Here is a 22,534-nt window from a genome sequence, read left to right on the forward strand (position 1 = left end):
GGTCCGTCGGGAATTGCGGGGGGAGACGCTCGCGCGTGCCCGTGCGGACACTCCCACGTGTCCCCCGATCGGAAAAAATGCTGATCCGATCGGGGGACCTCCCCGCCGCGCTCCACCTGATTCGCCCACTCGCCTGAACTACGCTCGGAACGCCCTGACCGGAGTCCCGGCGGGCGACGCGTGCAGCGAAGTGGAGCGTGGCCCGTGACGGATCAGGCGGTGGACACCAGCGACCCGGCCGAGGCAGCGGGGACCGAGGAGCCGGCCGCCGTCGAACCACCCCGATTCTTCGGGCGTGAGCGCGAGTTGAAGGAACTGCGGGCCGATATCGAACGGGCCGGACTGGACACCATGGCCGGACGCAAGAGCGGCCGGGCCCGGGTCCTGCTGATCGCCGGACGCCCCGGTTCCGGCCGCAGCGCACTGGCCGGTGAACTCACCCGCCGACTGCTCGGCACGGGCGACTACCCCGACGGGCCGGTCCGTGTCCGGCTCACCGAACCCGATGGCACCCCCGTCCCCGCCGACCGTGCCGCGCGTGAACTCCTGCGCGGGCTGGACGTGGCCGGACCACCCGGAGCCGACGCGGACGAACTGTCCGAGATGGTCCGCGAGGCGCTCGCCGTACGCCGCGTCCTGCTTCTGCTCGACGACGCGACCGACGCCGAGCAGGTCGACCCGCTGCTGCCGGACAACCCGGACTGCCTCGTCATCGCCACCGCACAGGGACCGCTGACCGGCATCCCAGGCGTCCGGCCCTGCACCATCGGAGGCCTGGACGTGGGCTCCGCCGTCGAGCTGCTCGCCCGTGCGATCGGCCAGGTCAGGATCACCGTCGACCCGCTGACGGCCGAGACCCTGGCGGAGGAGTGCGGTGGGCAGCCCGCCGCTCTGGTCATGATCGGGGGCTGGCTGGCCACCCACCCGACGGCCTCGGTCGCCGATGTCACCAAGCAGCTGCGGGAACTGCCCGACGACACCGAGCAGCCCACCGGCGCCCGCCCGCTGGCCCGCGCCTTCCGGCTGGTCCACGACTCGCTGCCGCCGACCGCCGCCCGGATACTGCGGCTGCTCGCCCTCGCCCCGGCCGGGCTCGCCGACGCCCACACCGCCTCCGCGCTCGCCGGCTGTTCCGTCTCGGCGGCCCGGACCACGCTCGACGACTTCGTACGGCTGGGGCTGCTGCGCAGCGACGGGGCCGAGCAGCCGCAGTACGAGGTGCCCGGCTGCCTCGCTGCGCTGTTGCGGGCACTGCTGGAGGACCGGGACCGCCCGGCCGAGATCCAGCTCGCCCGGGCCCGGATGCTGGAGCGCACCGTGCGCCTGCTCCAGTCCTGCCGCGCGGTCACCGAACCCGAAGGCTCCCCGGCCCGGCGCAAGCTCGCCGGGCTGCCGCGCTCCTTGCGGTTCCCCGGCCCCGAGGCGGCCGCCGGCTGGCTGCGGACCCGCAGGCCCGCACTGGTCGCCTCCGCCAGGATCGCCGTCGAGGACGGTGAACTCGACACTCTGGCAAGGCGGTTGGTGGCGGCCCTGGTGCGGGCGCTGGCTGCGCACGAGGGCACCGAGGCGGCCGCGCCCGAGCTCTATGGACTGCACGGTCTGGTGCTGGCCGTCGCGGAGCGGCGTGATCTGCCACGGGAGCGGGCGGCCGCGCTGCTCAACCTTGCCGATCTGGACGCCGGGACCGGCCGGACCCGCGAGGCGCTGGCCCGCTACCGGGCCGCACTGGACGCCGGGCGGGCCGCCAAGGATCCGTACGCCACCGGCCGCGCCATGGAATCCGTGGGCGGCGCCTACGCGGAGCTGGGCGACTTCCACCGGGCCTCCGACTGGTACGGGCGGGCGCTCGCCCAGCGGCTCACCCAGGGTGAGCGGGCCGACGAGGCGCGGCTCTACGGGCGGCTCGGCACCGTCCACACCTACGCCGGACGGTACGGCGAGGCGCTGCGGAACTGGCGGGCGGCAGCGGCCGGCTACCGCAGGCTCGGCGATGTGCCCGCCCAGGCGCGGGCGCTCAGTGAGGTTGCCCGGGTCCAGGAGTACGCGGGCCGTCCGCAGGAGTCGCTGCAGACGTGCCGGGAGGCCGTGGAGTGGGCGCGCCAGGCCAAGGACCTGCGCCTGCAGGCCGCGCTGGAGCTCCGGCTGGCCGACACCCTCGACCGCCTCGGCGACCCCGCAGCCGCAGGCCTGCACAGGGGTGCGGCCGAGAGATTGCTGGGCGAAGAGAGTGCAGCCTACGAAATCCGTAGTGCGACGACAGAAAATTAATGCTTTGTAAGGCTAGACAGCGAGAAGCCCTTCATTAGACTGGCTCTGCCGCGGGTGTTCGCGGTGTCTCCATTTACGCTGCGTATATCCGGGTATGTACAGCTATGCCCGGGTAACTCTCTGAGCCAAGGACCGTGATCGACGTGAAGGTCGGCATCCCCCGCGAAGTCAAGAACAACGAGTTCCGCGTGGCGATCACGCCTGCCGGTGTGCACGAGCTCGTCCGCCACGGCCACCAGGTCGTCGTCGAGGAGAACGCCGGGGCGGGCTCCTCCATCACGGACGAGGAGTACGTCGCCGCCGGGGCGCAGATCCTGCCCACCGCCGACGAGGTCTGGGCCACCGCGGACCTGCTGCTGAAGGTCAAGGAGCCGGTTGCCGAGGAGTACCACCGCCTCCGCAAGGACCAGACCCTCTTCACGTACCTGCACCTCGCCGCCTCCCGCGCGTGCACGGACGCTCTCCTGGAGTCCGGCACCACCGCCATCGCCTACGAGACCGTCGAGACCGCGAACCGCGCACTGCCGCTGCTCGCCCCGATGTCCGAGGTCGCCGGCCGGCTGGCCCCGCAGGTCGGCGCGTACCACCTGATGCGTTCCGTCGGCGGCCGCGGCGTGCTGCCCGGCGGCGTCCCGGGCACGGCGGCCGGCCGGGCCGTCGTCATCGGCGGCGGCGTCTCCGGATGGAACGCCACGCAGATCGCCGTCGGTCTCGGCTTCCACGTCACCCTGCTCGACAAGGACATCAACAAGCTCCGCGAGGCCGACAAGATCTTCGGCACCAAGGTGCAGACGGTCGTCTCCAACGCCTTCGAACTGGAGAAGGCCGTCGTCGAGGCCGACCTCGTCGTCGGTGCCGTGCTGATCCCCGGCGCGAAGGCCCCGAAGCTGGTCACCAACGAGCTCGTCGCCAAGATGAAGCCCGGAAGTGTACTTGTCGACATTGCAATTGATCAGGGCGGTTGCTTCGAGGACTCGCACCCGACGACGCACGCCGAGCCGACCTTCATGGTTCACGACTCGGTGTTCTACTGCGTCGCGAACATGCCGGGCGCGGTCCCGAACACCTCGACGTACGCCCTCACCAACGCGACGCTGCCCTACATCGTGGAGCTCGCCAACCGGGGCTGGGTCGAGGCGCTGCGCCGTGACGCCGCGCTCGCCAAGGGGCTCAACACCCATGACGGGCAGGTCGTTTACCGCGAGGTGGCCGAGGCGCACGGCCTCGACCACGTCGAACTGAGCACGCTTCTCGGCTGACGGGTCAACGCCTTCCGTCAACCTCACGTGTCCGGCCGGACCTTGCCGAGCAAGGTCCGGCCGGACACGTGTCGGGCCCCCTGGGAGCCCCGCGCAACTCGCCTCGAACGTAACCCTTTAACCGATTCGTGCACCTTCGAAAAGTGTGCCCGGGGGGCTGCATGCCCTTGACAGCGGGGTGTTCGATTGCCGACACATCGGGCCGGGTCCGGCGGATTGTGTTGCTGCGGACCGGTGACACGCCATAGAGTCGCCAATCGTCGGCATGGTGCCACGCTGACCTATCGATAAGTTTCCTGGTCACGTCCAAGGAGGTAAGACGACTTGTGAATGAGTCGACATTTACTCCCGGGGGTGTTCATCCAGGGATGCCTGCGCGGGGCCAGAGCCCGAACGGGCTGGAGGCTGTCGGCTCCGTCGCTGTCCGCACCTTCGCCACCCACCAGCACATGACGACAGCCCCCCAGATGATGGACGGCCTACACGTGAACGCCATGGCCGGCAACGAGAGTGGCCGGGACACCGCCCACTTCGCCGACTTCGACGAAGCGCCCCAGGGGCACTTCTACGACCCAGACGCCGAGTACGAGCCCGATCCGGAGTACGCGGCCACCCTCGCGCCCGACGCCGCCCGGCAGCGCCGTGAGCGGATCGGCCCGACCGGCCGGCCTCTGCCCTACTTCCCGATCCCGGGCCCGCTGACCGATCACGGTCCCGCGAAGATCATCGCGATGTGCAACCAGAAGGGCGGCGTCGGCAAGACCACGTCGACCATCAACCTGGGTGCCGCGCTCGCGGAGTACGGCCGGCGTGTCCTGCTCGTCGACTTCGACCCGCAGGGAGCCCTGTCGGTCGGCCTCGGCGTCAACCCGATGGAGCTCGACCTCACCGTCTACAACCTGCTCATGGAGCGGGGTATGACGGCCGACGACGTCCTCCTGAAGACCGCCGTGCCCAACATGGACCTGCTGCCGAGCAACATCGACCTGTCGGCCGCCGAGGTCCAGCTGGTCAGCGAGGTGGCCCGCGAGTCCACGCTGCAGCGCGCCCTGAGGCCGCTGATGGCCGACTACGACTACATCGTGATCGACTGTCAGCCCTCGCTCGGCCTGCTGACGGTGAACGCCCTGACCGCCGCGCACAAGGTGATAGTGCCGCTCGAGTGCGAGTTCTTCGCGCTGCGCGGTGTGGCGCTCCTCACCGAGACCATCGAGAAGGTCCAGGAGCGGCTCAACCCGGAACTGGAGCTCGACGGCATCCTCGCCACCATGTACGACTCCCGTACGGTGCACAGCCGCGAGGTCCTCGCGCGCGTCGTCGAGGCCTTCGACGACCACGTCTACCACACGGTCATCGGGCGCACGGTCCGCTTCCCGGAGACCACGGTCGCCGGTGAGCCCATCACCACGTACGCCTCCAACTCGGTCGGTGCCGCCGCCTATCGCCAGCTCGCCAGGGAGGTGCTCGCCCGGTGTCACGCCGAGTGAGTCTGCCTGGGGCCGACGAACTGTTCCGTACCACCGGGGGGATGGGGCTGCAGTCCTCGTCCCCCGCGGAGCGGCGGCGCAGGGCGAACGGCGAGGCCCGGGTACCGGCTCCGGCCGGCGAGGGGGATCCCGGGGACGGCGCGCCGGGGGAGGGCTCCGAAGCCTCCGCAGGTGCGGCTCCCTCCTCGCAGGAGGAGCACTCCGCGGCGGACACCGACGCCAATGCCGGCGGCTCGCGCAGCCGCGGCGGTGAGAACGACCGTGTCGCGGTGGCCGCACAGGCCGGCCGCCGCCCGCAGCCGCCGTCGTCACAGGAACCGGTTCCCGCCCCTGTCGTGCAGCAGCAGCGCAGACGGGGCGGCGGGCGCGGGGCGAACCGGCGGCCCAGCGGCCGGGAGCGCCACGACGAGAAGATCACGGTCTACGTCTCCGCCGAGGAGCTGATGGACCTCGAACACGCGCGTCTCGTGCTGCGCGGCGAGCACGGCCTTGCCGTCGACCGCGGACGCATCGTCCGTGAGGCCGTCGCCGTGGTCCTCGCGGACCTGGAGTCGCGGGGCGACGCGAGCATCCTCGTACGGCGGCTGCGCGGCCGCTGAGCGGTGCGGCGCCGGTAGCCTGCCGGAGGGCGGCCGCCGGCCGACGGCCGAGCGGCGCGGCCCGTCCCGTACGGGCCGCCGCCCGCCGGCGCTGTCCATGTACCGTCGCACCCTGGATCTCCATGCCCCCACCCGACCAGCCCGCCCGCACTTCCCGCCGCCCCCTGGGCCGCGGGCCGGGCGGCGGACCCGCGCCCCAGGACCGGGACGGGCCGGAGGTGGAGGGCGTCGCCCCGGAGACCGAGGCGGACGATGCCCCCGCGGCCGGGCCCGGAACCTCGGATCCCGTACCCGGGCCCGGTGTCCCGGATCCCGTACCCGGCGACGCAGACCCCGCCCCCGTACCCGGCCCCACCCCCGACGACGGGCGTTTCACCGTCCGGCTGGCGAACTTCGAGGGGCCGTTCGATCTCCTGCTCCAGCTGATCTCCAGGCACAAGCTGGATGTGACCGAGGTCGCCCTTTCCAAGGTCACCGACGAGTTCATGGCGCACATCCGGGCCATGGGACCGGACTGGGACCTCGACCAGACCACCGAGTTCCTCGTCGTCGCCGCGACTCTCCTGGACCTGAAGGCCGCCCGGCTGCTGCCCGCCGCCGAGGTGGAGGACGAGGGCGACCTGGCGCTCCTGGAGGCCAGGGATCTGCTCTTCGCGCGGCTGCTGCAGTACCGCGCGTACAAGCGCATCGCCGAGATCTTCAGTGCCCGCCTCGAATCGGAGGGCCGCCGCTTCCCCCGTACCGTCGGGCTGGAGCCGCACCACGCCGAGCTGCTGCCCGATGTCGTCATCAGCATCGGGGCCGAGGGCTTCGCGCGGCTCGCCGTGAAGGCGATGCAGCCGAAGCCCAGGCCGCAGGTCTACATCGACCACATCCACGCCCCTCTGGTCAGCGTGCGCGAGCAGGCCGCCATCGTGGTGGAGCGGCTGCGGGAAGTGGGGGAGATCAGCTTCCGGGAGCTGACCGAGGACGCCCCGGACACCCTCACCGTCGTCGCACGGTTCCTCGCCCTGCTGGAGCTCTACCGGGAGAAGGCCGTCGCCCTGGACCAGGACGAGGCGCTCGGTGAGCTGACGGTGCGCTGGGCCGGGGGAGAGGGAGCCGAGCCCACCGTGATGGACGAGTTCGACCAGGAGACACAGAACGTGCACGACGCGCAGCAGGACGTGAGGACATGAGTGAGCGGGACGTCACCGGCTCCGCCGTCGCAGGTCTCGATCTCAAGCCGGCCCTGGAGGCCGTCCTCATGGTCGTCGACGAGCCCGCGACCGAGGAACACCTGGCCAAGGTGCTGGAGCGGCCCCGGCGGGCCGTCGCGGACGCGCTGCGGGAGCTGGCCGACGAGTACACCGTGCAGCGCCGCGGTTTCGACCTCAGGCTGGTCGCGGGCGGCTGGCGCTTCTACACGCGCCCGGAGTACGCGGCTGCGGTCGAGGGCTTCGTTCTGGACGGCCAGCACGCCCGGCTGACCCAGGCGGCGCTGGAGACCCTCGCGGTCGTCGCGTACCGCCAGCCGGTGAGCCGGTCGAGGGTCTCCGCGGTGCGCGGCGTGAACTGTGACGGGGTCATGCGGACCCTGCTGCAGAGGGGTCTGGTCGAGGAAGCGGGCGCGGAACCCGAAACAGGTGCGATCCTGTACAGGACGACGAACTACTTTCTGGAGCGAATGGGCCTGCGTGGCCTGGACGAGCTCCCGGAGCTCGCGCCCTTCCTCCCCGAGGCGGACGCGATCGAGGCTGAGACGCTAGAGGGTGTGCCGTCGTTCGATCCGGACGCACCGGACACCCCGGATACTCACGCACACGACAAGACGGAATTTTGATGCGAAGCAGTGGCAGGAACAGCGGCAGCAGCGGCGCCGGCGGCAGGAGCGGCGGCAACAGTGGCGGCGGCGCCCGGAGCGGCGGCAGCGGCGGCGGCAGGAGCAGCAGGAACAACACGGGCACCGGCCGGAACAGCAACCCGAACCCCCGGGTCTCCGGCTCCGAGCGCGACGACAAGCAGGAGCAGCGCCCCCGCCGGCCCAGGCCCGAGGAGCGCCGCTACGACGTGGGCAACGACAAGCCCGGCGGCGACGGCGGCACCCGCAAGGGTCGCGGCGCGTCGGCCCGTGGTGGCGCCAAGGGCGGCCCGAAGGCGGCGACGCCCGGGTCCGCCAGGAGCGGCGGTCCGCGACGTACCCCGTACGGCGCCCAGGCCCGCCCGCGCGAGCTCGACGCCAAGATCGAGCAGCGCAACCGCGACAGGTACGCGGACAAGCCCTCGATCACCACGCCCAGGACCAACCCGGGCGCCGAGCAGGAGGGTGAGCGGCTGCAGAAGGTCCTCGCCCGGGCCGGCATGGGCTCGCGCCGCGCGTGCGAGGAGCTCATCGAGCAGTCCCGCGTCGAGGTGAACGGCGAGATCGTCGTCGAGCAGGGCATGCGCGTCGACGTGCACCACGACGAGATCAAGGTGGACGGCCTGACGGTCGCCACCCAGTCGTACCTCTTCTTCGCGCTGAACAAGCCCGCCGGTGTCGTCTCCTCCATGGAGGACCCGGACGGCCGTCAGTGCCTCGGTGACTACGTCACCAACCGTGAGACGCGTCTCTTCCACGTCGGCCGGCTGGACACCGAGACCGAGGGCATCATCATGCTCACCAACCACGGCGAGCTGGCCCACCGTCTCACCCACCCGAAGTACGGCGTGAAGAAGACCTACCTCGCCGCCATCCAGGGCCCGCTCCCGCGCGACCTGGGCAAGCGGCTCAAGGACGGCATCCAGCTGGAGGACGGGTACGCCCGCGCCGACCACTTCCGCGTCGTCGAGAACACCGGCAAGAACTACCTCGTCGAGGTGACCCTCCACGAGGGCCGCAAGCACATCGTCCGCCGGATGCTGGCCGAGGCCGGCTTCCCCGTCGAGCGTCTCGTGCGTACGTCGTTCGGGCCGATCCCGCTGGGCGACCAGAAGTCGGGCTGGCTGCGCCGGCTCACCAACACCGAGGTGGGCATGCTGATGCGCGAGGTCGGTCTGTAGACCACCCGCCGGGTCTGTATACGCCCCGCACCCCGCTCACGGCCCGCGGCCGGTTCCGGTTCTCGAATTTCGATTTTCGAACAGGAACCGGCCGCGGGTCTTTTGCTGCCCTCGTTCCGCCTTTATAGTCAGAGTGACTATTAAGGAGGCGGGCGTGAGTCTCGCGGACGTACTCGATCCCCTGCAGCAACCCCTGGTGACGGTTCTGGACACCCCGGTCAGCTGGACCGAGGTGCTGGGCTTCGGCAGCGGGGCGCTGTGCGTCTGGCTCGTGGCACGCCAGCACCTCGCCAACTGGCCGATCGGCATCGCCAACAACGTCTTCTTCATCCTGCTGTTCACCCAGTCCGGTCTGTACGCGGACGCGGGCCTCCAGATCGTCTTCATCGCCCTTGCCGCGTACGGCTGGTGGACCTGGACCCACGGGGGTGGACCAGGGGCCGACGGCCTGCCGGTGCGGCGCACCAGCCGCACCGAGTGGACCGGGCTGCTCGTGGCAGGGGCGGTGGGGACTCTCGTACTGACCGTCCTGCTCGACCGGGCCACCGACTCGACGGTCCCCTTCTGGGACGCCCTGACGACCGCCCTGTCGCTCGCGGCGACGTACGGGCAGTGCAGGAAGCTCGTCGAGTCGTGGTGGCTGTGGATCGCCGCCGACGTGGTCTACATCCCGCTGTACGCGTACAAGGAGCTCTATCTGACCTCGCTGCTGTACGCAGGCTTCCTGACGCTGTGCCTGATCGGCCTGCGCAACTGGACACGGGACCTCGCCGTCCGCGCCCCGGAGCCCGTGGAGGCAGTGGCATGAAGCGCTTCGCACACGGGCTGGTGCTCGGGAAGTTCTATCCGCCGCACGCCGGCCACCACCACCTCGTCCGCACCGCCCGGGACCGCTGCGAGCGGCTGACGGTGCTGGTCTGCGCCGCCTCGGTGGAATCGGTGCCGCTCGCCGACCGGGTCGCGTGGATGCGGGAGGTACACCCGGACGTCACGGTGGTGGGCGCCGTCGACGACACCCGGATGGATCTCCACGACCCGGCTATCTGGGACGCCCACATGGCCGTCTTCACCGAGGCCGTGCCCGAGCCCGTGGACGCCGTCTTCACCTCGGAGTCGTACGGGGACGAACTCGCCCGTCGCTTCGGCGCCGAGTCCGTCTGCGTGGACCCCGGCCGCACGGTCTTCCCGGTCTCCGGCACCGCCGTCCGCGCGGACCCGGCCGGCTGCTGGGACTACCTCGAACCGCCCGTCCGGGCAGCGCTCACCCGCCGCGTCGTCGTCCTCGGCGCCGAGTCCACCGGCACCACCACCCTGGCCCGCGACCTCGCCGGGCACTACCGCCGGCGCGGCGGAATCTGGGCGCACACGGGCTACGTCGCCGAGTACGGGCGCGAGTTCAGCGAACAGAAGCTCGCCGCGCTGCGGGCCCGGTGGCCCGAGGCCCAGTGGGAGGACGTCTCCTTCACCACCCACGACTTCCCCCTCATCGCCGAGACCCAGAACGCCCGTGAGGAGGCCGCCGCCCGCACCGGCTCCCCGCTGCTCGTCTGCGACACGGACTCCTTCGCCACGACCGTGTGGCACGAGCGGTACGTCGGCGGCCGCAACCCCCTGGTCGAGCGGACCGCCGACCGGGTCGCCCACCACCTGTGGCTGCTCACCGACCACGAGGGCGTGGCCTTCGAGGACGACGGACTGCGCGACGGCGAGGAGCTGCGGCCCTGGATGACCGACCGCTTCCGGGCCGAACTCACCCGTACCGGACGCACGTTCACCGAGATCACCGGCAGCCGCCAGGACCGTCTGACCGCGGCCGTCACGGCCGTCGACGCGCTGCTCGCCACCGGCTGGGACTTCGCCGCACCCCTCCCGGAGCGACGATGAGCGACGCCACAGCCCCCGAGGGGTACGACCCGCACGCCTTCGAGCCCTTCGCCGTCACCGTCGACCTCGCCGTCTTCACGGTCCGCGAGTCACGTCTGCACGTCCTGCTCGTCGAACGCGGCGAGGACCCGTACCGGGGCCGCTGGGCGCTGCCCGGCGGCTTCGTGCTGCCCCGCGAGTCCGCCGGCATTGCGGCCCGCAGGGAGCTGGCCGAGGAGACGGGGCTGACCGAGGACACCGTCTCGGCCCTCCACCTGGAGCAGTTGCGCACCTACAGCGACCCGGACCGCGACCCGAGGATGCGGGTCGTCTCCGTCGCCTACACCGCCCTCGTCCCCGATCTGCCCGAACCACGCGGCGGCGGAGACGCGGCCAGCGCCCAGTGGTGGGACGCCGGGGGGCTCGGCACGCTCGCCTTCGACCACGACCGGATCCTCGCCGACGCCCGCGCCAGGATCGGCGCCAAACTCGAATACACCTGCCTGGCCACCGCGTTCTGCCCGCCCGAATTCACCCTGGGGGAGCTCCAGCAGGTGTACGAGACGGTCTGGGGCGTCGAGCTGGACCGGCCCAACTTCAGACGCAAGGTCCTTGCCACACCCGGATTCGTCCAGGCCGTGGAAGGACCGCCGCGCCGCACCGGAGGGCGGGGAAAACCTGCCGCCCTCCACCGGGCGGGTGCCGCCACCGCCCTGCACCCCCCACTGCTGCGACCGGAAGGAAGAAGCACGTGATCGTGACCAGGACCCTCACCAAACAGGCCGCCACCGGCGCGCTGACCGGGCTCGCGCTCGGCGACGCCCTGGGCTTCCCCACCGAGTTCAACAACGTCCCCTCGATCCTCGCCAAGTGCGGGCCGTGGCGCCAGATGCGGCTGCCGAAGCCCGCGATCGTCACCGACGACACCCAGATGACCCTGGCCCTCGGACGCGGAATCCGTACCGCCATGGACCGCGGACTGCTCACCCCGCTGCGTCTCGTACGGCCGGTGCGCGACGAGTTCGTCGACTGGTACCACTCGCCCGACAACAACCGCGCCCCCGGCCGCACCTGTATGACCGCCTGCCGGCTGCTGGACAGTGACCGCCTCTGGCAGGAGGCCAGTCAGACCGGTTCCAAGGGCTGCGGCGCCAACATGCGCGTCGCACCCGTCGGCCTCGTCCCCGGACTGAGCGAGGAACAGCGGGCGGGAGCCGCCCAGCTCCAGGCGGCGCTCACCCACGGCCACCCGACCGCACTCGCCGCCTCCGACCTGATGGCCCGCGCGGTGTACCTGCTGGCGCAGGGCGCGGAGCCGATGGGCCTGATCGGGCAGCTGCGCAGCTACGCGTACGAGAACAGCAACCGCTACCTCACCCGCTGGCTCGGCGACCTCTGGCGCCACGCGGGCGACTCATCGCCCGAGCTGTACATCCAGCGCGGCTGGGACGAGTGCCTCACCGCTCTGGCCCGGGTCCAGGACGCCCTGCGCCACCCGTCCCCGGAGACCGACCCCTGTGAGAGCACCGGCGACGGCTGGGTCGCCGAGGACGCCCTCGCCACGGCCCTGCACTGCTTCCTGCTCTTCCCCGACGAACCCGTCACCGCCCTGCGCCGCGCCGCCTGCACCCGGGGCGACTCGGACTCGCTCGGCTGCCTGACCGGGGCGCTGGCCGGGGCGCATCTGGGCTCGGCGGCCTGGCCCAAGGAGTGGTCGGAGCGGATCGAGTACCGCAGCGACCTCCTGTCCCTGGGGGCGCTCTGGGACGCTTGAGCCATGCGTACGGACACCACACTGCTCCAGGAGGCCGGGCTGCCGGTCACCGACCTCGGCCCGGTCCTCGCCGGTGAACGCCACCCGCTGCTGTTCGCCACGGTCTCCGGGGCGCACCTGTACGGGTTTCCGTCCCGGGACTCGGATGTGGACCTGCGGGGGGTCCATGTCCTGCCCGTCGAGGACCTCGTCGGGCTCCGGGAGTCCGAGGAGACCCGTTCGCGGATGTGGGACAGCGACGACGGGGTGGAGATGGACCTGGTCACCCATGACCTCCGCAAGTTCGTCCGGCTGATGCTGAAGCCGAACGGCTACGTGCTGGAGCAGCTGCTGTCGCCGCTGGTCGTGCACACGACCGCCCTGCACGCCGAACTGGTGGCCCTCGCTCCGACTGTCCTCACCCGCAACCACGCCCACCACTACCGCGGATTCGCCAACACCCAGTGGCGGCTCTTCGAGAGGACCGGCGAACTGAAGCCGCTCCTCTACACCTTCCGGGCCCTGCTCACCGGCATCCACCTGATGCGCAGCGGCGAGGTGCTGGCGCATCTGCCGACGCTCCTCACCCGGGTGCCGGCGCCGTCCTGCCTCCCCGGACTGATCACGGCGAAGGCCGCGGCCGAACACGGGGGAGCGGACGGGGTGGACGCCGCGGCGGTGGCCCGGGACATCGAGTCGCTGCACCGGACACTCGACGAGGCGCAGGCGGACACGGGGCTTCCGGACGGGGCGAGCGGGTTCGACGCCCTGCACGAGCTGGTGGTGCGGGCGCGCCTCGGCCCTGCCTCAGCCGGCTGAGCCGCGCCGCTCGGCCCTGCCTCAGCCGGCTGAACCCGCCTCGGAAACCAGGGCCGACGCCCGCCGGGCGCGGATCAGGAAGTCCTCGACCCGTGCCCGGTCCGGCTGCGCCGGCAGCGGGGAGACGGCGGCCGCCTCGTCGTTCTCCTCGGCCAGCCCCGTCATGCGCCGCTCCACCTCCGGCCAGGGGACCTCGCCCCGCTTGACCGCCAGCAACTCCTCCCGGGCCGCGCCCACGTCGATCGTGAGCTCTCCCGTACGCAGCAGGTCCCGGCTGCTCGCCAGCAGTCGCAGCAGATGCATCGCGTGCTTCCAGCGCGGAGCCCCGTACTGCCGGACATCGGCCTCCAGCTTGCGGCGCTGCCCCAGCGCGTACCGGACGAAGGTCTGATGGGCCTGCCGGGACAGGAACGCCCCGCGCACCGACAGGAGTTCGCGGCCGGTCGCGTCGATCCGTTCCACCAGGGGCGAGTGCAGGCACTCCAGCACATTGGGGTTGGCCCGCAGCGCCAGTTCGCAGAACCGTTCCAGCTCCCAGGAGAACTGCTCTTCGGCCGGGCCGTCGATATGCGTCGGAGGCTTGTCGAACCGCCAGAACAGCGGGGTGGGGGCGAGGAACACCCCGCGCCGGTCGGTGTCGCTGCCGTCCGTGGCGAGCCCGAAGGCACGTGAGCCCATCACACAGGAGTAGACCGTGTGATCGCGGACCAGGGCCTCGTCGCCGGGAAAGATCATGCGGGGAGGGTACGCGCCCTGCCCGGGGCATGCGCCGCCGCGTCTCACGGACAGGGCGGCCCGGCGCCGGACGCCCCCACCCCCTTAGGCTGAAACGCAAGCGCAGACGCGGCAGGCACAGGCAAGGAGCACGACGTGGCGGTACGAGCGGTCCGCGGAGCCGTCCAGCTGGAGCGGGACGAGGCCGGGCACATGGACGAGCAGGTCAGCGCCCTGCTCAGCACCGTCCTGGAACGCAACAGCCTGGTCGCGGACGATCTGATCAGCATCTGGTTCACGGCCACACCCGATCTGCACTGCGACTTCCCGGCCGCCGCGGCGCGCGGGATCGGCATCGTCGACGTACCGCTGATCTGCGCCCAGGAGCTGGACATCCAAGGGGCCATGCCCCGGGTGGTCCGGATCCTCGCCCATGTCGAGACGTATCTCGCCAAGTCCGAGATCGCCCACGTCTACCTCGGCGCCACCGCCGCCCTCCGCAAGGACATCGCCCAGTGAGAACCGCCGTCGTCATCGGAACGGGCCTCGTCGGCACCTCCGCAGCCCTCGCCCTCGCCGGGCGCGGCATCACGGTCCACCTCGTCGACCACGACCCGGAGTCGGCCCGCACGGCGGCCGCACTCGGCGCCGGCACGGACTCGCCGCCCGAGGGCCGCGTCGACCTGGCGATCGTCGCCGTGCCGCCGGCCCACACCGCGACCGTGCTCGCCACCGCCATGAGCGGCGGCGTCGCCCGCGGCTACCTCGACGTCGCGAGCGTCAAGGGCGGCCCGCGCCGCGAGCTGGAGGCGCTCGGCGTCGACCTCACCCCGTACATCGGTACGCACCCCATGGCCGGCAAGGAACGCTCAGGCCCGCTCGCCGCGACCGCCGACCTCTTCGAGGGCCGCCCCTGGGTCCTCACGCCCACGCGTGACACCGACACCGAGGTCCTCAACCTCGCGCTGGAGCTGGTCGCGCTCTGCCGTGCCGTCCCGGTGGTCATGGACGCCGACGCCCACGACCGGGCGGTCGCCCTCGTCTCCCACACCCCGCAGCTGATCTCGTCGATGGTCGCCGCCCGCCTGGAGGAGGCCGACGAGACCGCGGTGCGTCTGTGCGGCCAGGGCATCAGGGACGTCACCAGGATCGCGGCCTCCGACCCCCGGATGTGGGTGGAGATCCTGTCCGCCAACCCCGGCCCGGTCGCCGACGTCCTGGCCGGGGTCGCCGCCGACCTCGACGAGACCGTCACCGCGCTGCGCGGGCTCCAGTCCGCCGACGAGGACAAGCGCCGCGCAGGCACCGAAGGCATCCAGGACGTCCTGCGCCGCGGCAACGCCGGCCGGGTCCGGGTGCCCGGGAAGCACGGCGCCGCCCCCTCCTCGTACGAGGTCGTGGCCGTCCTCATCAGCGACCGCCCCGGCGAACTGGCCGGGATCTTCGCGGACGCGGGCCGGGCCGGGGTCAACGTCGAGGACGTACGGATCGAGCACGCCACCGGTCAGCAGGCGGGCCTCGTCCAGCTGATGGTCGAACCGAGCGCCGCCCCGGCCCTGAGTGCGGCGCTGCGCGAGCGGGGCTGGTCGATCCGGCAGTAGGGCCTTCTCCCGGTCCCTTGGGGCGCCGGGCCGGGAGGCACTTTTCCACAGGGGTGGTCGGGCCCGCCCCGGCACTCGGTAACCTTGTGCGGGGCGGGTTCACGCGTCCCGTCCCGCCCGCCCCGTGTACCAGGAAGGTGTCCACCACCGTGGAAACCGTAAGCACCGCCGCCCGGACCGCCCCGGCCGCAGTGATCGTCGCCATCGACGGCCCCTCCGGAACCGGCAAGTCCAGCACGTCCAAGGCCGTCGCCGCCCAGCTCGGCCTCAGCTACCTGGACACCGGTGCCCAGTACCGGGCGATCACCTGGTGGATGCTGAACAACGGCATCGACGTGCACGACGCGGCGGAGGTGGCGACCGCGGCCGCCAAGCCCGTCATCGTCTCCGGCACCGACCCCACCGGCCCGACGATCACCGTCGACGGCGAGGACGCCTCCGGCCCGATCCGTACGCAGGAGGTCACCTCCAAGGTCAGCGCCGTCAGCGCCGTCCCGGAGGTGCGCACCCTGATCACCGAGCTGCAGCGCACCATCGCCGCCGGAGCGGAGAGGGGCATCGTGGTCGAGGGCCGGGACATCGGCACCACCGTGCTGCCCGACGCCGACATCAAGATCTTCCTGACCGCGTCGCCGGAGGCCCGCGCGGCCCGCCGCAGCGGCGAGGTCAAGGGCTCCGATCTGGCCGCCACCAAGGAGGCGCTGATCAAGCGGGACGCCGCCGACTCCGGCCGCAAGGCCTCTCCGCTCGCCAAGGCGGACGACGCGGTCGAGGTGGACACCACCGAGCTGACCCTCCAGCAGGTCATCGAGTGCGTCGTCACCCTCGTCGGGGAGAAGCAGGCCGCGAAGTGACACCTGCCACGGGCGCGCCCACGCTGCGCGGAGCGGCGGTCGGACGCGGCATCGGGATCGGGCTGATGTACGGGCTCTTCAAGCCCCGTGTCCTCGGCGCATGGCGGGTCCCCGCCTCCGGACCCGTCATACTCGCGGTGAACCACTCGCACAACATCGACGGGCCGATGCTGATGGGCACCGCGCCCCGGCCCGTCCACTTCCTGATCAAGAAAGAGGCGTTCGTCGGCCCCCTGGACCCGTTCCTGCGCGGAATCGGTCAGCTGAAGGTGGACCGTTCGATCGCCGACCGCACCGCCATCACCCACGCCCTGGGCGTGCTGGGGGACGGCGGGGTGCTCGGGATCTTCCCCGAGGGCACCAGGGGCGAAGGAGACTTCGCCTCGCTGCGCGCCGGACTCGCGTATTTCGCGGTACGCAGCGGGGCGCCGATCGTGCCCGTGGCCGTACTGGGAAGCACCGAGCGCCGCGGACGGTTGATATCGGCGTTGCCGCCGTTGCGCAGCCGCGTCGACGTCGTCTTCGGCGAAGCGTTCGATGCGGGCGACGGGAGCGGCCGTCGGACGCGTAAGGCGCTCGACGAGGCCACGGTGCGCATCCAGGGACGGCTCACCGCCCACCTGGAGCAGGCCAGGCGCCTCACCGGGCGCACCGAGTAAGACTTGAGTAGTGGACCGCGTGCTGCGTGGTCCATCGATGATGATGCAAAGAGGAACGGACTTCATGAACGACCAGATTCACTCCGGCGGCTCGGACCACGAGCACGGAGCACTTGGCGATGCCGAGTACGCGGAGTTCATGGAGCTCGCCGCGCAGGAGGGGTTCGACCCCGAGGACGTCGAGGGCGCCATCGGTGAGGCAGGTCACGGACCGCTCCCCGCTCTCGCCGTCGTCGGCCGCCCCAACGTCGGCAAGTCGACGCTGGTGAACCGGATCATCGGCCGTCGCGAGGCCGTCGTCCAGGACAAGCCCGGCGTCACCCGTGACCGCGTCAGCTACGAGGCCGAATGGGCGGGCCGCCGCTTCAAGGTCGTCGACACCGGCGGCTGGGAGCAGGACGTCCTCGGGCTGGACGCCTCCGTCGCGGCCCAGGCCGAGTACGCGATCGAGATGGCCGACGCGGTCGTCTTCGTCGTCGACTCCACGGTCGGCGCCACCGACACCGACGAGGCCGTCGTCAAGCTGCTGCGCCGGTCCGGCAAGCCCGTCGTGCTCTGCGCCAACAAGGTCGACGGACAGAGCGGCGAGGCCGACGCCTCCGCGCTCTGGTCGCTCGGTCTCGGGCAGCCGCACCCCGTCTCCTCGCTGCACGGCCGCGGCACCGGCGACATGCTGGACGCCGTGCTGGAGGCGCTTCCCGACGCCCCGGCCCAGTCGTTCGGCACGGCGGTCGGCGGCCCGCGCCGTATCGCGCTGATCGGCCGTCCGAACGTCGGCAAGTCCTCGCTGCTGAACAAGGTGGCCAACGAGGACCGCGTGGTCGTCAACGAGCTGGCCGGCACCACCCGTGACCCGGTCGACGAGCTGATCACCCTCGGCGGCATCACCTGGAAGTTCATCGACACGGCCGGTATCCGGCGCCGGGTCCACCTCCAGGAGGGCGCGGACTACTACGCCTCGCTGCGCACCGCGGCCGCTGTGGAGAAGGCAGAGGTCGCCGTGATCCTGATCGACTCCAGCGAGTCGATCAGCGTCCAGGACCAGCGCATCGTGACCATGGCCGTCGAGGCCGGGCGTGCGATCGTCGTTGCCTTCAACAAGTGGGACACCCTCGACGAGGAGCGCCGCTACTACCTGGAGCGCGAGATCGAGACGGAGCTCGCGCAGGTCGCGTGGGCCCCGCGCGTCAACGTCTCCGCTCTCACCGGCCGTCACATGGAGAAGCTGGTCCCGGCGATCGAGACCGCGCTGGACGGCTGGGAGACCCGCGTTCCGACGGGTCGGCTGAACGCCTTCCTCGGCGAGATCGTCGCCTCCCACCCGCACCCCATCCGCGGTGGCAAGCAGCCGCGCATCCTCTTCGGCACCCAGGCGGGCACCAAGCCGCCGCGTTTCGTGCTCTTCGCCTCCGGCTTCCTGGAGCACGGCTACCGCCGCTTCGTCGAGCGCCGGCTGCGTGAGGAGTTCGGCTTCGAGGGCACGCCCATCCACATCTCGGTGCGGGTCCGCGAGAAGCGCGGTCGCAACAAGTAGGCAGCCGGGACAGCCGGTGCCGCCGTCCGGCGCGTGAGCCGCGAGGACGGCGCCCCCTGGAGCCTCTGGGACCTTCTGGGAGCCCCAGGGGTGCCTTGGGGGCTCGGGAAGCGGCTTACGGCCGGTCCCTGGAGCCCTGGACCGTACGACGGAGCCCCGGACCACTCGTTCAGTGAGTGGTCCGGGGCTCCGTCGTACGGTCAGGCGTCCCGTGAGCCCGGCGGCAGCGCCGCGGGCTGGACCCGCCCCGCGTGCCGCCCGACCCGCTGCCACGAGCCCAGGCTGCCGGTGTGGCTGCTCGGGCCGGTGCCGTGCCCGCCGCTCGTGGCGCCGGCGGCGCTCCCGGCCCCGCTGTGCCCGGAGTGGACGCTCAGCGGGGTGCGCGAGCCGAAGAGTCCGGCACCGAAGGCCGGCAGGCCGAGACTCTCCTCGCCGCTCCGATCACCCGGCAGCGCCCTGAACGACCTGCGGTACTCGGAGTACAGCGCGTCGTAGATCGGGGTGTGGGACGGGCCACCCGATGGGTCCTGCGCGGGACGCATGGCAGGGATCGGGCTCGGACGCTGGTGGGAGGGGTCGTATGAGTGCACGTATGTGCCAACGACCCCGCCGTCCGTCGGATGCGGGCCCGCGGGAGAAATAGCTGTTCGCTGCGGGTGCGCAGGGTGCCCGGACATGATCAGGTCCCGGCCAGCGGCATCGCGGCCGCGACCAGGAGGCCGCCGGCCGCGGCCTTCTCCAGGGCGTCGCGCAGCAGGTCCTCGCGGGGCTGCTGGCCGATCGAACCGGCCGGGGCGGCATACACCAGCACGGTCTGCGACTTGTTGGCCGCGGTCCGCCAGCCCTCCGTGACCTGAAGGGGCGCGTGCGCCTGCCACCAGGCCACCGGGGCGCCGCCGCCCGTGCCGGGCTGGAGCACCGCGTGCAGCTGCCCCATGGCGAGCAGGATGGACCAGCCGTGCAGTACCTCCGGGACCTGGTCCATCCGGTGGACCGGCCGGAAACTCTGCTCCAGCAGCAGCTGGAGGAACTCGTCGCCGCCGCTGCCGTCGGTGCCGGGGCGGGCGATCGCCCCGGTCGGCTCGACGACCAGGGCGGGGTGGAGCTCGTCGTCGATCAGGACGAGGCCACTGGTGATTCCGAGCACCGCCTGCTCGGGGGTCGTCCGGTCCGGTTCCCCCTGCTCGCTGCCGGTGATGCTGCGTACGGCGCCCTGCAGCTGTTCCTCGGCCACCTGGACCACCTGCGAGGGGATGCAGGTCGCGTGGGCGAAGGCGAGGACGGCGGTCTCGTCGCCGACGAACAGCACCGTGCTGGTGCGTTCCTGCTCGGAGTCGCCGGGGGTGCGGCAGGAGGTGCAGTCGTAACTGCCGGGGGCGTTGTCGCCGACGAGCAGCCGGTCGGCTTCGGCGTCGCCGATCTCGGCGCGTACGTCCTCGCTGACGTCGAGCATGCGCGGCACGGGTGGCTCCTCGAACTCGGTACGTGCGCCGGGGCGGTTCCCGGCTCATGAAGAGACAACGGGTGAGCCGCTGTCGGGGTCACGCGAGAAGGGGAACGGAATCGAACCGCGCAGAGCGACCGGGCCGGTGATACCTGGACAAATGATGAGATGACGGAACGTGTCGTGCGCATCCCGGCCGCTCGCCGGGGCGGGCGGGGGTGGGGGCGGAGGCGGGGGTGTGGGGGCGGCTGTCGCGCTCGGGTGGGCCCTGCGAAGGGGTGTCCGCCCACGGCGCCCCCTCTTGCCGCACAGGCCGGAATGCGGTCGATCCGGGTGTCCGCTATACGGGCGGAAGGGGGGTAGGGGCGGGTCGGTGGTGGGATGGTGTGGATATCATCACCTCCGGATAAGGGTGCGATAAGGAAGAGTGAATTCCCGGTGGTGTGTTCATTTACGGGTGGTCATTCCGACGTGAAATCGATGTCACCCGGTAGTGGGTATTCCGCTTGTTTCCCGGCGCTTTCCGGACCGTTTCGGTGATCATTTTCGCCCCTGTGTGATTACTGTGCGTCCGGTGTTGAATCGTGCGTCCGAACGAATGACCTCGGAGGGAACGCCTGTGGTGATCCTGTGACACAAGCGTGACCGGCGAGGTACGTGAGGACGCGGTGTGACCGGGTGGCGCCCCGGCTTCCGCCACCGCCCGGGGCCACCTACGGTGGGGGGTATGGCACCCGTACCGACTCCCTCCGCCCCGCCGGACGACACCCCCGGCACCTACGTCGGCCTTGCCGCCGAGACCGCCGAACGGCGGGCCCGGGAGCGCGGCTGGGCCACCGTCAGAGCCCTGCCGCCGGGCATGGTCATCACCATGGAGTTCCAGAGCGGCCGGATCAACTTCGAGGTCGACGCGGGCGTCGTCAGGCGCTGCTGGACCGGCTGAGGGCCCCGTACCGCCCTGTCGCTGTGCATGGACGACTGAAGGCCCCGACCGGAGTCGGGGCCTTCAGTCATACGCGGGGTGGGGCCGTGCGCACCGTTCCCGCGGTACTGCGGGTCAGCCGCCGGCCGCCGGCCGGGCCGGAGTCGGAGTCGTACCACCGCGGGGTGTGCGGTCCGCATGCGGCGGGCGGCGACTGCCGGCCGGGGTGACCGGGGTCCGCTCGGAGCGCGCCGGGTGACCCTGGTGCGCGGCCGGAGCCGTGTATGCGCGCGGGCGGCCGCCGGTGGCTGTGACCACCGCTGTCTGGTGTCCGCCCGCCCCGGAAGCAGCCCCGGACGTCGCCCCGGGCGTCGCCGTGGAGGGAGCTCCGGACGTCGCCGGGGAGGGAGCTCCGGGCGTCGCCCCGGAAGCGATCCCGGACACCTCGCGGGCCGGGCCCCGAGCCGTCTCGACGGCGGCCTGCCGGCCTGCCGCCACGGGCTGGGGGGCGCCCGTAGTGACGGGCACCGGCGGCGCCGCGGTCCTGCCGCGCGCGCTCAGCCACTCGCGGGCCGCGAAGATCCAGTTCTCGGCCCGGGTGATCAGCGGCTCGACCCAGGGCAGGCCGAGGAGGATCAGCAGCCCCGCCGCCCAGCCGAGGACGACGTCGCTGAGCCAGTGCGTACCGAGGTAGACCGTGGTCAGGCCGACCCCGAGGGAGACGATCGCGGACATGGCCGACAGATAGCGCCTGGCTCGCGGTGTGGCGGCCAGGTAGGCGAGGATTCCCCAGGTCACGACGGCGTTGGCGGTGTGACCCGACGGAAATATATCGCCGCCGGCGAAGAGCTCCGCCGATCCGATCTGCGTCGCGTAGTGCGGGCCGAGCCGGCCGAGGCCGATCTTGACCGCGCCCACGGTCACGTTGAGCAGCAGGAGCGAGGCGCCCAGCGTCAGCAGGGGCCGCAGGGTGTGCTGCCGCCAGGAGCGCCAGCCCAGCCAGCAGGCGACCATGACCGCCGTCGGTCCGCGCTGGCCGAGGACGACGTAGTAGTCGAGGAAGGCGTGGATGCTGGGCCACTGCTGGTACGGCCGGAAGAGCATGACCTTCCAGTCCAGGGTCACCAGCCAGGACGACATGAGCACGGCAATGACGATGGCCAGATAGAACGCCAACGTCCCGCCGAAGAGAGCGATGCGGTGAGGACTCATCCGCGGTGTCTCTATCTTCGGCGGTTCCGGCTCCCGGTCCAGACGGGCAAAGATGTCGGTACGCACCCAATCGACGTTACAGCGAGTGAGTGGGTGCCCCGGTCGATCCGGCCGCTTTGTGATGACGATGTGATGTGGACTATGTCTCAGTAGGGCTCATTTTCCAGGGCGTTCGGAGACTCCGGGGTTCCTCTTGTTTCATTTTCTTGGCAGGCATTACGCGAGCGCATTTGCTTATTGATGGAAAAGTGCATCGGATGGCGAAGTGCATTTGCCGCGAGCGCCCGCGGGGTCGAACGGACGGTATCGGTCCGGTTACTGGACGCCTACGGCCGGTGTGCCGCGGAGGGGGTGCGTGGCCGTCCGGCCCCGTTGCGCGCACGACGGGACGGCCGGTTGTCGCAGGTCGGGGTGGCTTCCTGGAGGGGGCCGGGGCGGGCGGCCGCAGTGGCGTACGCCACACTCGACGGCGTCGGCAGGTATGAGATGGGCCACGTGTGGCCCTGTCGAACTCGCGTACGCTGA

Annotated in this window: 22 protein-coding genes; 18 read left to right on the forward strand and 4 right to left on the reverse strand. The window is 71.5% G+C overall.

Going from position 1 to position 22,534, the window contains the following annotated elements:
• Positions 1 to 204 precede the first annotated feature (204 nt).
• The 12 genes from OG912_RS28450 (at position 205) to OG912_RS28505 (ending at position 13,069) form a co-directional block, all read left to right on the forward strand.
• Positions 205 to 2,268, forward strand: a complete 2,064-nt coding sequence (locus OG912_RS28450; RefSeq protein WP_327711821.1) for a tetratricopeptide repeat protein — start codon at positions 205 to 207, stop codon at positions 2,266 to 2,268.
• A gap of 143 nt (positions 2,269 to 2,411) precedes the next feature.
• Positions 2,412 to 3,527: an alanine dehydrogenase gene (ald, locus tag OG912_RS28455; protein WP_327713574.1), complete on the forward strand. Its 1,116-nt coding sequence runs from the start codon at positions 2,412 to 2,414 to the stop codon at positions 3,525 to 3,527.
• Positions 3,528 to 3,895: 368 nt separating this feature from the next.
• The gene (locus OG912_RS28460) at positions 3,896 to 5,014 is read left to right on the forward strand and encodes a ParA family protein (protein ID WP_326735395.1); all 1,119 of its coding nucleotides are present in this window, start codon (positions 3,896 to 3,898) and stop codon (positions 5,012 to 5,014) included.
• Positions 5,011 to 5,613, forward strand: coding sequence for a hypothetical protein (locus OG912_RS28465; protein ID WP_326740539.1), 603 nt, complete (start codon positions 5,011 to 5,013; stop codon positions 5,611 to 5,613). The genes OG912_RS28460 and OG912_RS28465 overlap by 4 nt, the downstream gene beginning before the upstream one ends.
• A 122-nt stretch (positions 5,614 to 5,735) precedes the next feature.
• Positions 5,736 to 6,791: a segregation and condensation protein A gene (locus tag OG912_RS28470; RefSeq protein WP_327711823.1), complete on the forward strand. Its 1,056-nt coding sequence runs from the start codon at positions 5,736 to 5,738 to the stop codon at positions 6,789 to 6,791.
• Positions 6,788 to 7,435, forward strand: coding sequence for an SMC-Scp complex subunit ScpB (gene scpB, locus OG912_RS28475; RefSeq protein WP_327711824.1), 648 nt, complete (start codon positions 6,788 to 6,790; stop codon positions 7,433 to 7,435). Before OG912_RS28470 ends, scpB begins: the two co-directional genes overlap by 4 nt.
• Entirely contained in the window at positions 7,435 to 8,634 is a 1,200-nt protein-coding gene (locus OG912_RS28480) for a pseudouridine synthase (RefSeq protein ID WP_327711825.1), read from the forward strand. Before scpB ends, OG912_RS28480 begins: the two co-directional genes overlap by 1 nt.
• A 154-nt stretch (positions 8,635 to 8,788) precedes the next feature.
• The gene (gene pnuC, locus OG912_RS28485) at positions 8,789 to 9,442 is read left to right on the forward strand and encodes a nicotinamide riboside transporter PnuC (RefSeq protein WP_327711826.1); all 654 of its coding nucleotides are present in this window, start codon (positions 8,789 to 8,791) and stop codon (positions 9,440 to 9,442) included.
• Positions 9,439 to 10,518, forward strand: a complete 1,080-nt coding sequence (locus OG912_RS28490; protein WP_327711827.1) for an AAA family ATPase — start codon at positions 9,439 to 9,441, stop codon at positions 10,516 to 10,518. Before pnuC ends, OG912_RS28490 begins: the two co-directional genes overlap by 4 nt.
• On the forward strand, positions 10,515 to 11,252 hold the full coding sequence (locus OG912_RS28495; protein WP_327711828.1) for an NUDIX hydrolase: 738 nt from the start codon (positions 10,515 to 10,517) through the stop codon (positions 11,250 to 11,252). The genes OG912_RS28490 and OG912_RS28495 overlap by 4 nt, the downstream gene beginning before the upstream one ends.
• On the forward strand, positions 11,249 to 12,271 hold the full coding sequence (locus OG912_RS28500) for an ADP-ribosylglycohydrolase family protein (RefSeq protein WP_326735388.1): 1,023 nt from the start codon (positions 11,249 to 11,251) through the stop codon (positions 12,269 to 12,271). Before OG912_RS28495 ends, OG912_RS28500 begins: the two co-directional genes overlap by 4 nt.
• Positions 12,272 to 12,274: 3 nt before the next feature.
• Complete coding sequence (locus OG912_RS28505; RefSeq protein WP_327711829.1) at positions 12,275 to 13,069, forward strand: nucleotidyltransferase domain-containing protein; 795 nt, start codon at positions 12,275 to 12,277, stop codon at positions 13,067 to 13,069.
• A gap of 21 nt (positions 13,070 to 13,090) precedes the next feature.
• Here the strand turns inward: OG912_RS28505 and OG912_RS28510 are convergent, their stop codons facing one another.
• The gene (locus OG912_RS28510; RefSeq protein ID WP_327711830.1) at positions 13,091 to 13,804 is read right to left on the reverse strand and encodes a nucleotidyltransferase domain-containing protein; all 714 of its coding nucleotides are present in this window, start codon (positions 13,802 to 13,804) and stop codon (positions 13,091 to 13,093) included.
• 135 nt (positions 13,805 to 13,939) lie between these two features.
• Here OG912_RS28510 and aroH point away from each other — a divergent pair, with 135 nt between their 5' ends.
• From aroH to der, 5 genes are all read left to right on the forward strand, one after another.
• Complete coding sequence (aroH, locus tag OG912_RS28515) at positions 13,940 to 14,302, forward strand: chorismate mutase (protein WP_326735385.1); 363 nt, start codon at positions 13,940 to 13,942, stop codon at positions 14,300 to 14,302.
• On the forward strand, positions 14,299 to 15,384 hold the full coding sequence (locus OG912_RS28520) for a prephenate dehydrogenase (RefSeq protein WP_327711832.1): 1,086 nt from the start codon (positions 14,299 to 14,301) through the stop codon (positions 15,382 to 15,384). The genes aroH and OG912_RS28520 overlap by 4 nt, the downstream gene beginning before the upstream one ends.
• A 137-nt stretch (positions 15,385 to 15,521) precedes the next feature.
• A complete protein-coding gene (gene cmk, locus OG912_RS28525) occupies positions 15,522 to 16,238 on the forward strand; it encodes a (d)CMP kinase (RefSeq protein ID WP_327711833.1) in 717 nt (238 codons plus the stop codon).
• Positions 16,235 to 16,897 carry a lysophospholipid acyltransferase family protein gene (locus OG912_RS28530; RefSeq protein ID WP_326735382.1) on the forward strand — a complete coding sequence of 221 codons (663 nt, stop codon included), beginning with the start codon at positions 16,235 to 16,237 and terminating at the stop codon, positions 16,895 to 16,897. The genes cmk and OG912_RS28530 overlap by 4 nt, the downstream gene beginning before the upstream one ends.
• 64 nt (positions 16,898 to 16,961) lie before the next feature.
• Positions 16,962 to 18,431: a ribosome biogenesis GTPase Der gene (gene der / locus OG912_RS28535; protein ID WP_326735381.1), complete on the forward strand. Its 1,470-nt coding sequence runs from the start codon at positions 16,962 to 16,964 to the stop codon at positions 18,429 to 18,431.
• A 200-nt stretch (positions 18,432 to 18,631) separates the two neighbouring features.
• Here the strand turns inward: der and OG912_RS28540 are convergent, their stop codons facing one another.
• Both OG912_RS28540 and OG912_RS28545 read right to left on the reverse strand, forming a co-directional pair.
• Complete coding sequence (locus OG912_RS28540) at positions 18,632 to 18,973, reverse strand: hypothetical protein (RefSeq protein WP_327711834.1); 342 nt, start codon at positions 18,971 to 18,973, stop codon at positions 18,632 to 18,634.
• A gap of 137 nt (positions 18,974 to 19,110) precedes the next feature.
• Complete coding sequence (locus OG912_RS28545; protein WP_327711836.1) at positions 19,111 to 19,893, reverse strand: hypothetical protein; 783 nt, start codon at positions 19,891 to 19,893, stop codon at positions 19,111 to 19,113.
• A gap of 709 nt (positions 19,894 to 20,602) precedes the next feature.
• Here OG912_RS28545 and OG912_RS28550 point away from each other — a divergent pair.
• Positions 20,603 to 20,818: an I78 family peptidase inhibitor gene (locus tag OG912_RS28550; protein ID WP_326735378.1), complete on the forward strand. Its 216-nt coding sequence runs from the start codon at positions 20,603 to 20,605 to the stop codon at positions 20,816 to 20,818.
• A gap of 114 nt (positions 20,819 to 20,932) precedes the next feature.
• On the opposite strand, the gene OG912_RS28555 is transcribed toward OG912_RS28550, so the two are convergent.
• Positions 20,933 to 22,075: a phosphatase PAP2 family protein gene (locus OG912_RS28555; protein WP_327711837.1), complete on the reverse strand. Its 1,143-nt coding sequence runs from the start codon at positions 22,073 to 22,075 to the stop codon at positions 20,933 to 20,935.
• Positions 22,076 to 22,534: the final 459 nt, after the last annotated feature.

Origin of the sequence: Streptomyces sp. NBC_00464 (assembly GCF_036013915.1) — a bacterium.
Lineage (GTDB): Bacteria > Actinomycetota > Actinomycetes > Streptomycetales > Streptomycetaceae > Streptomyces.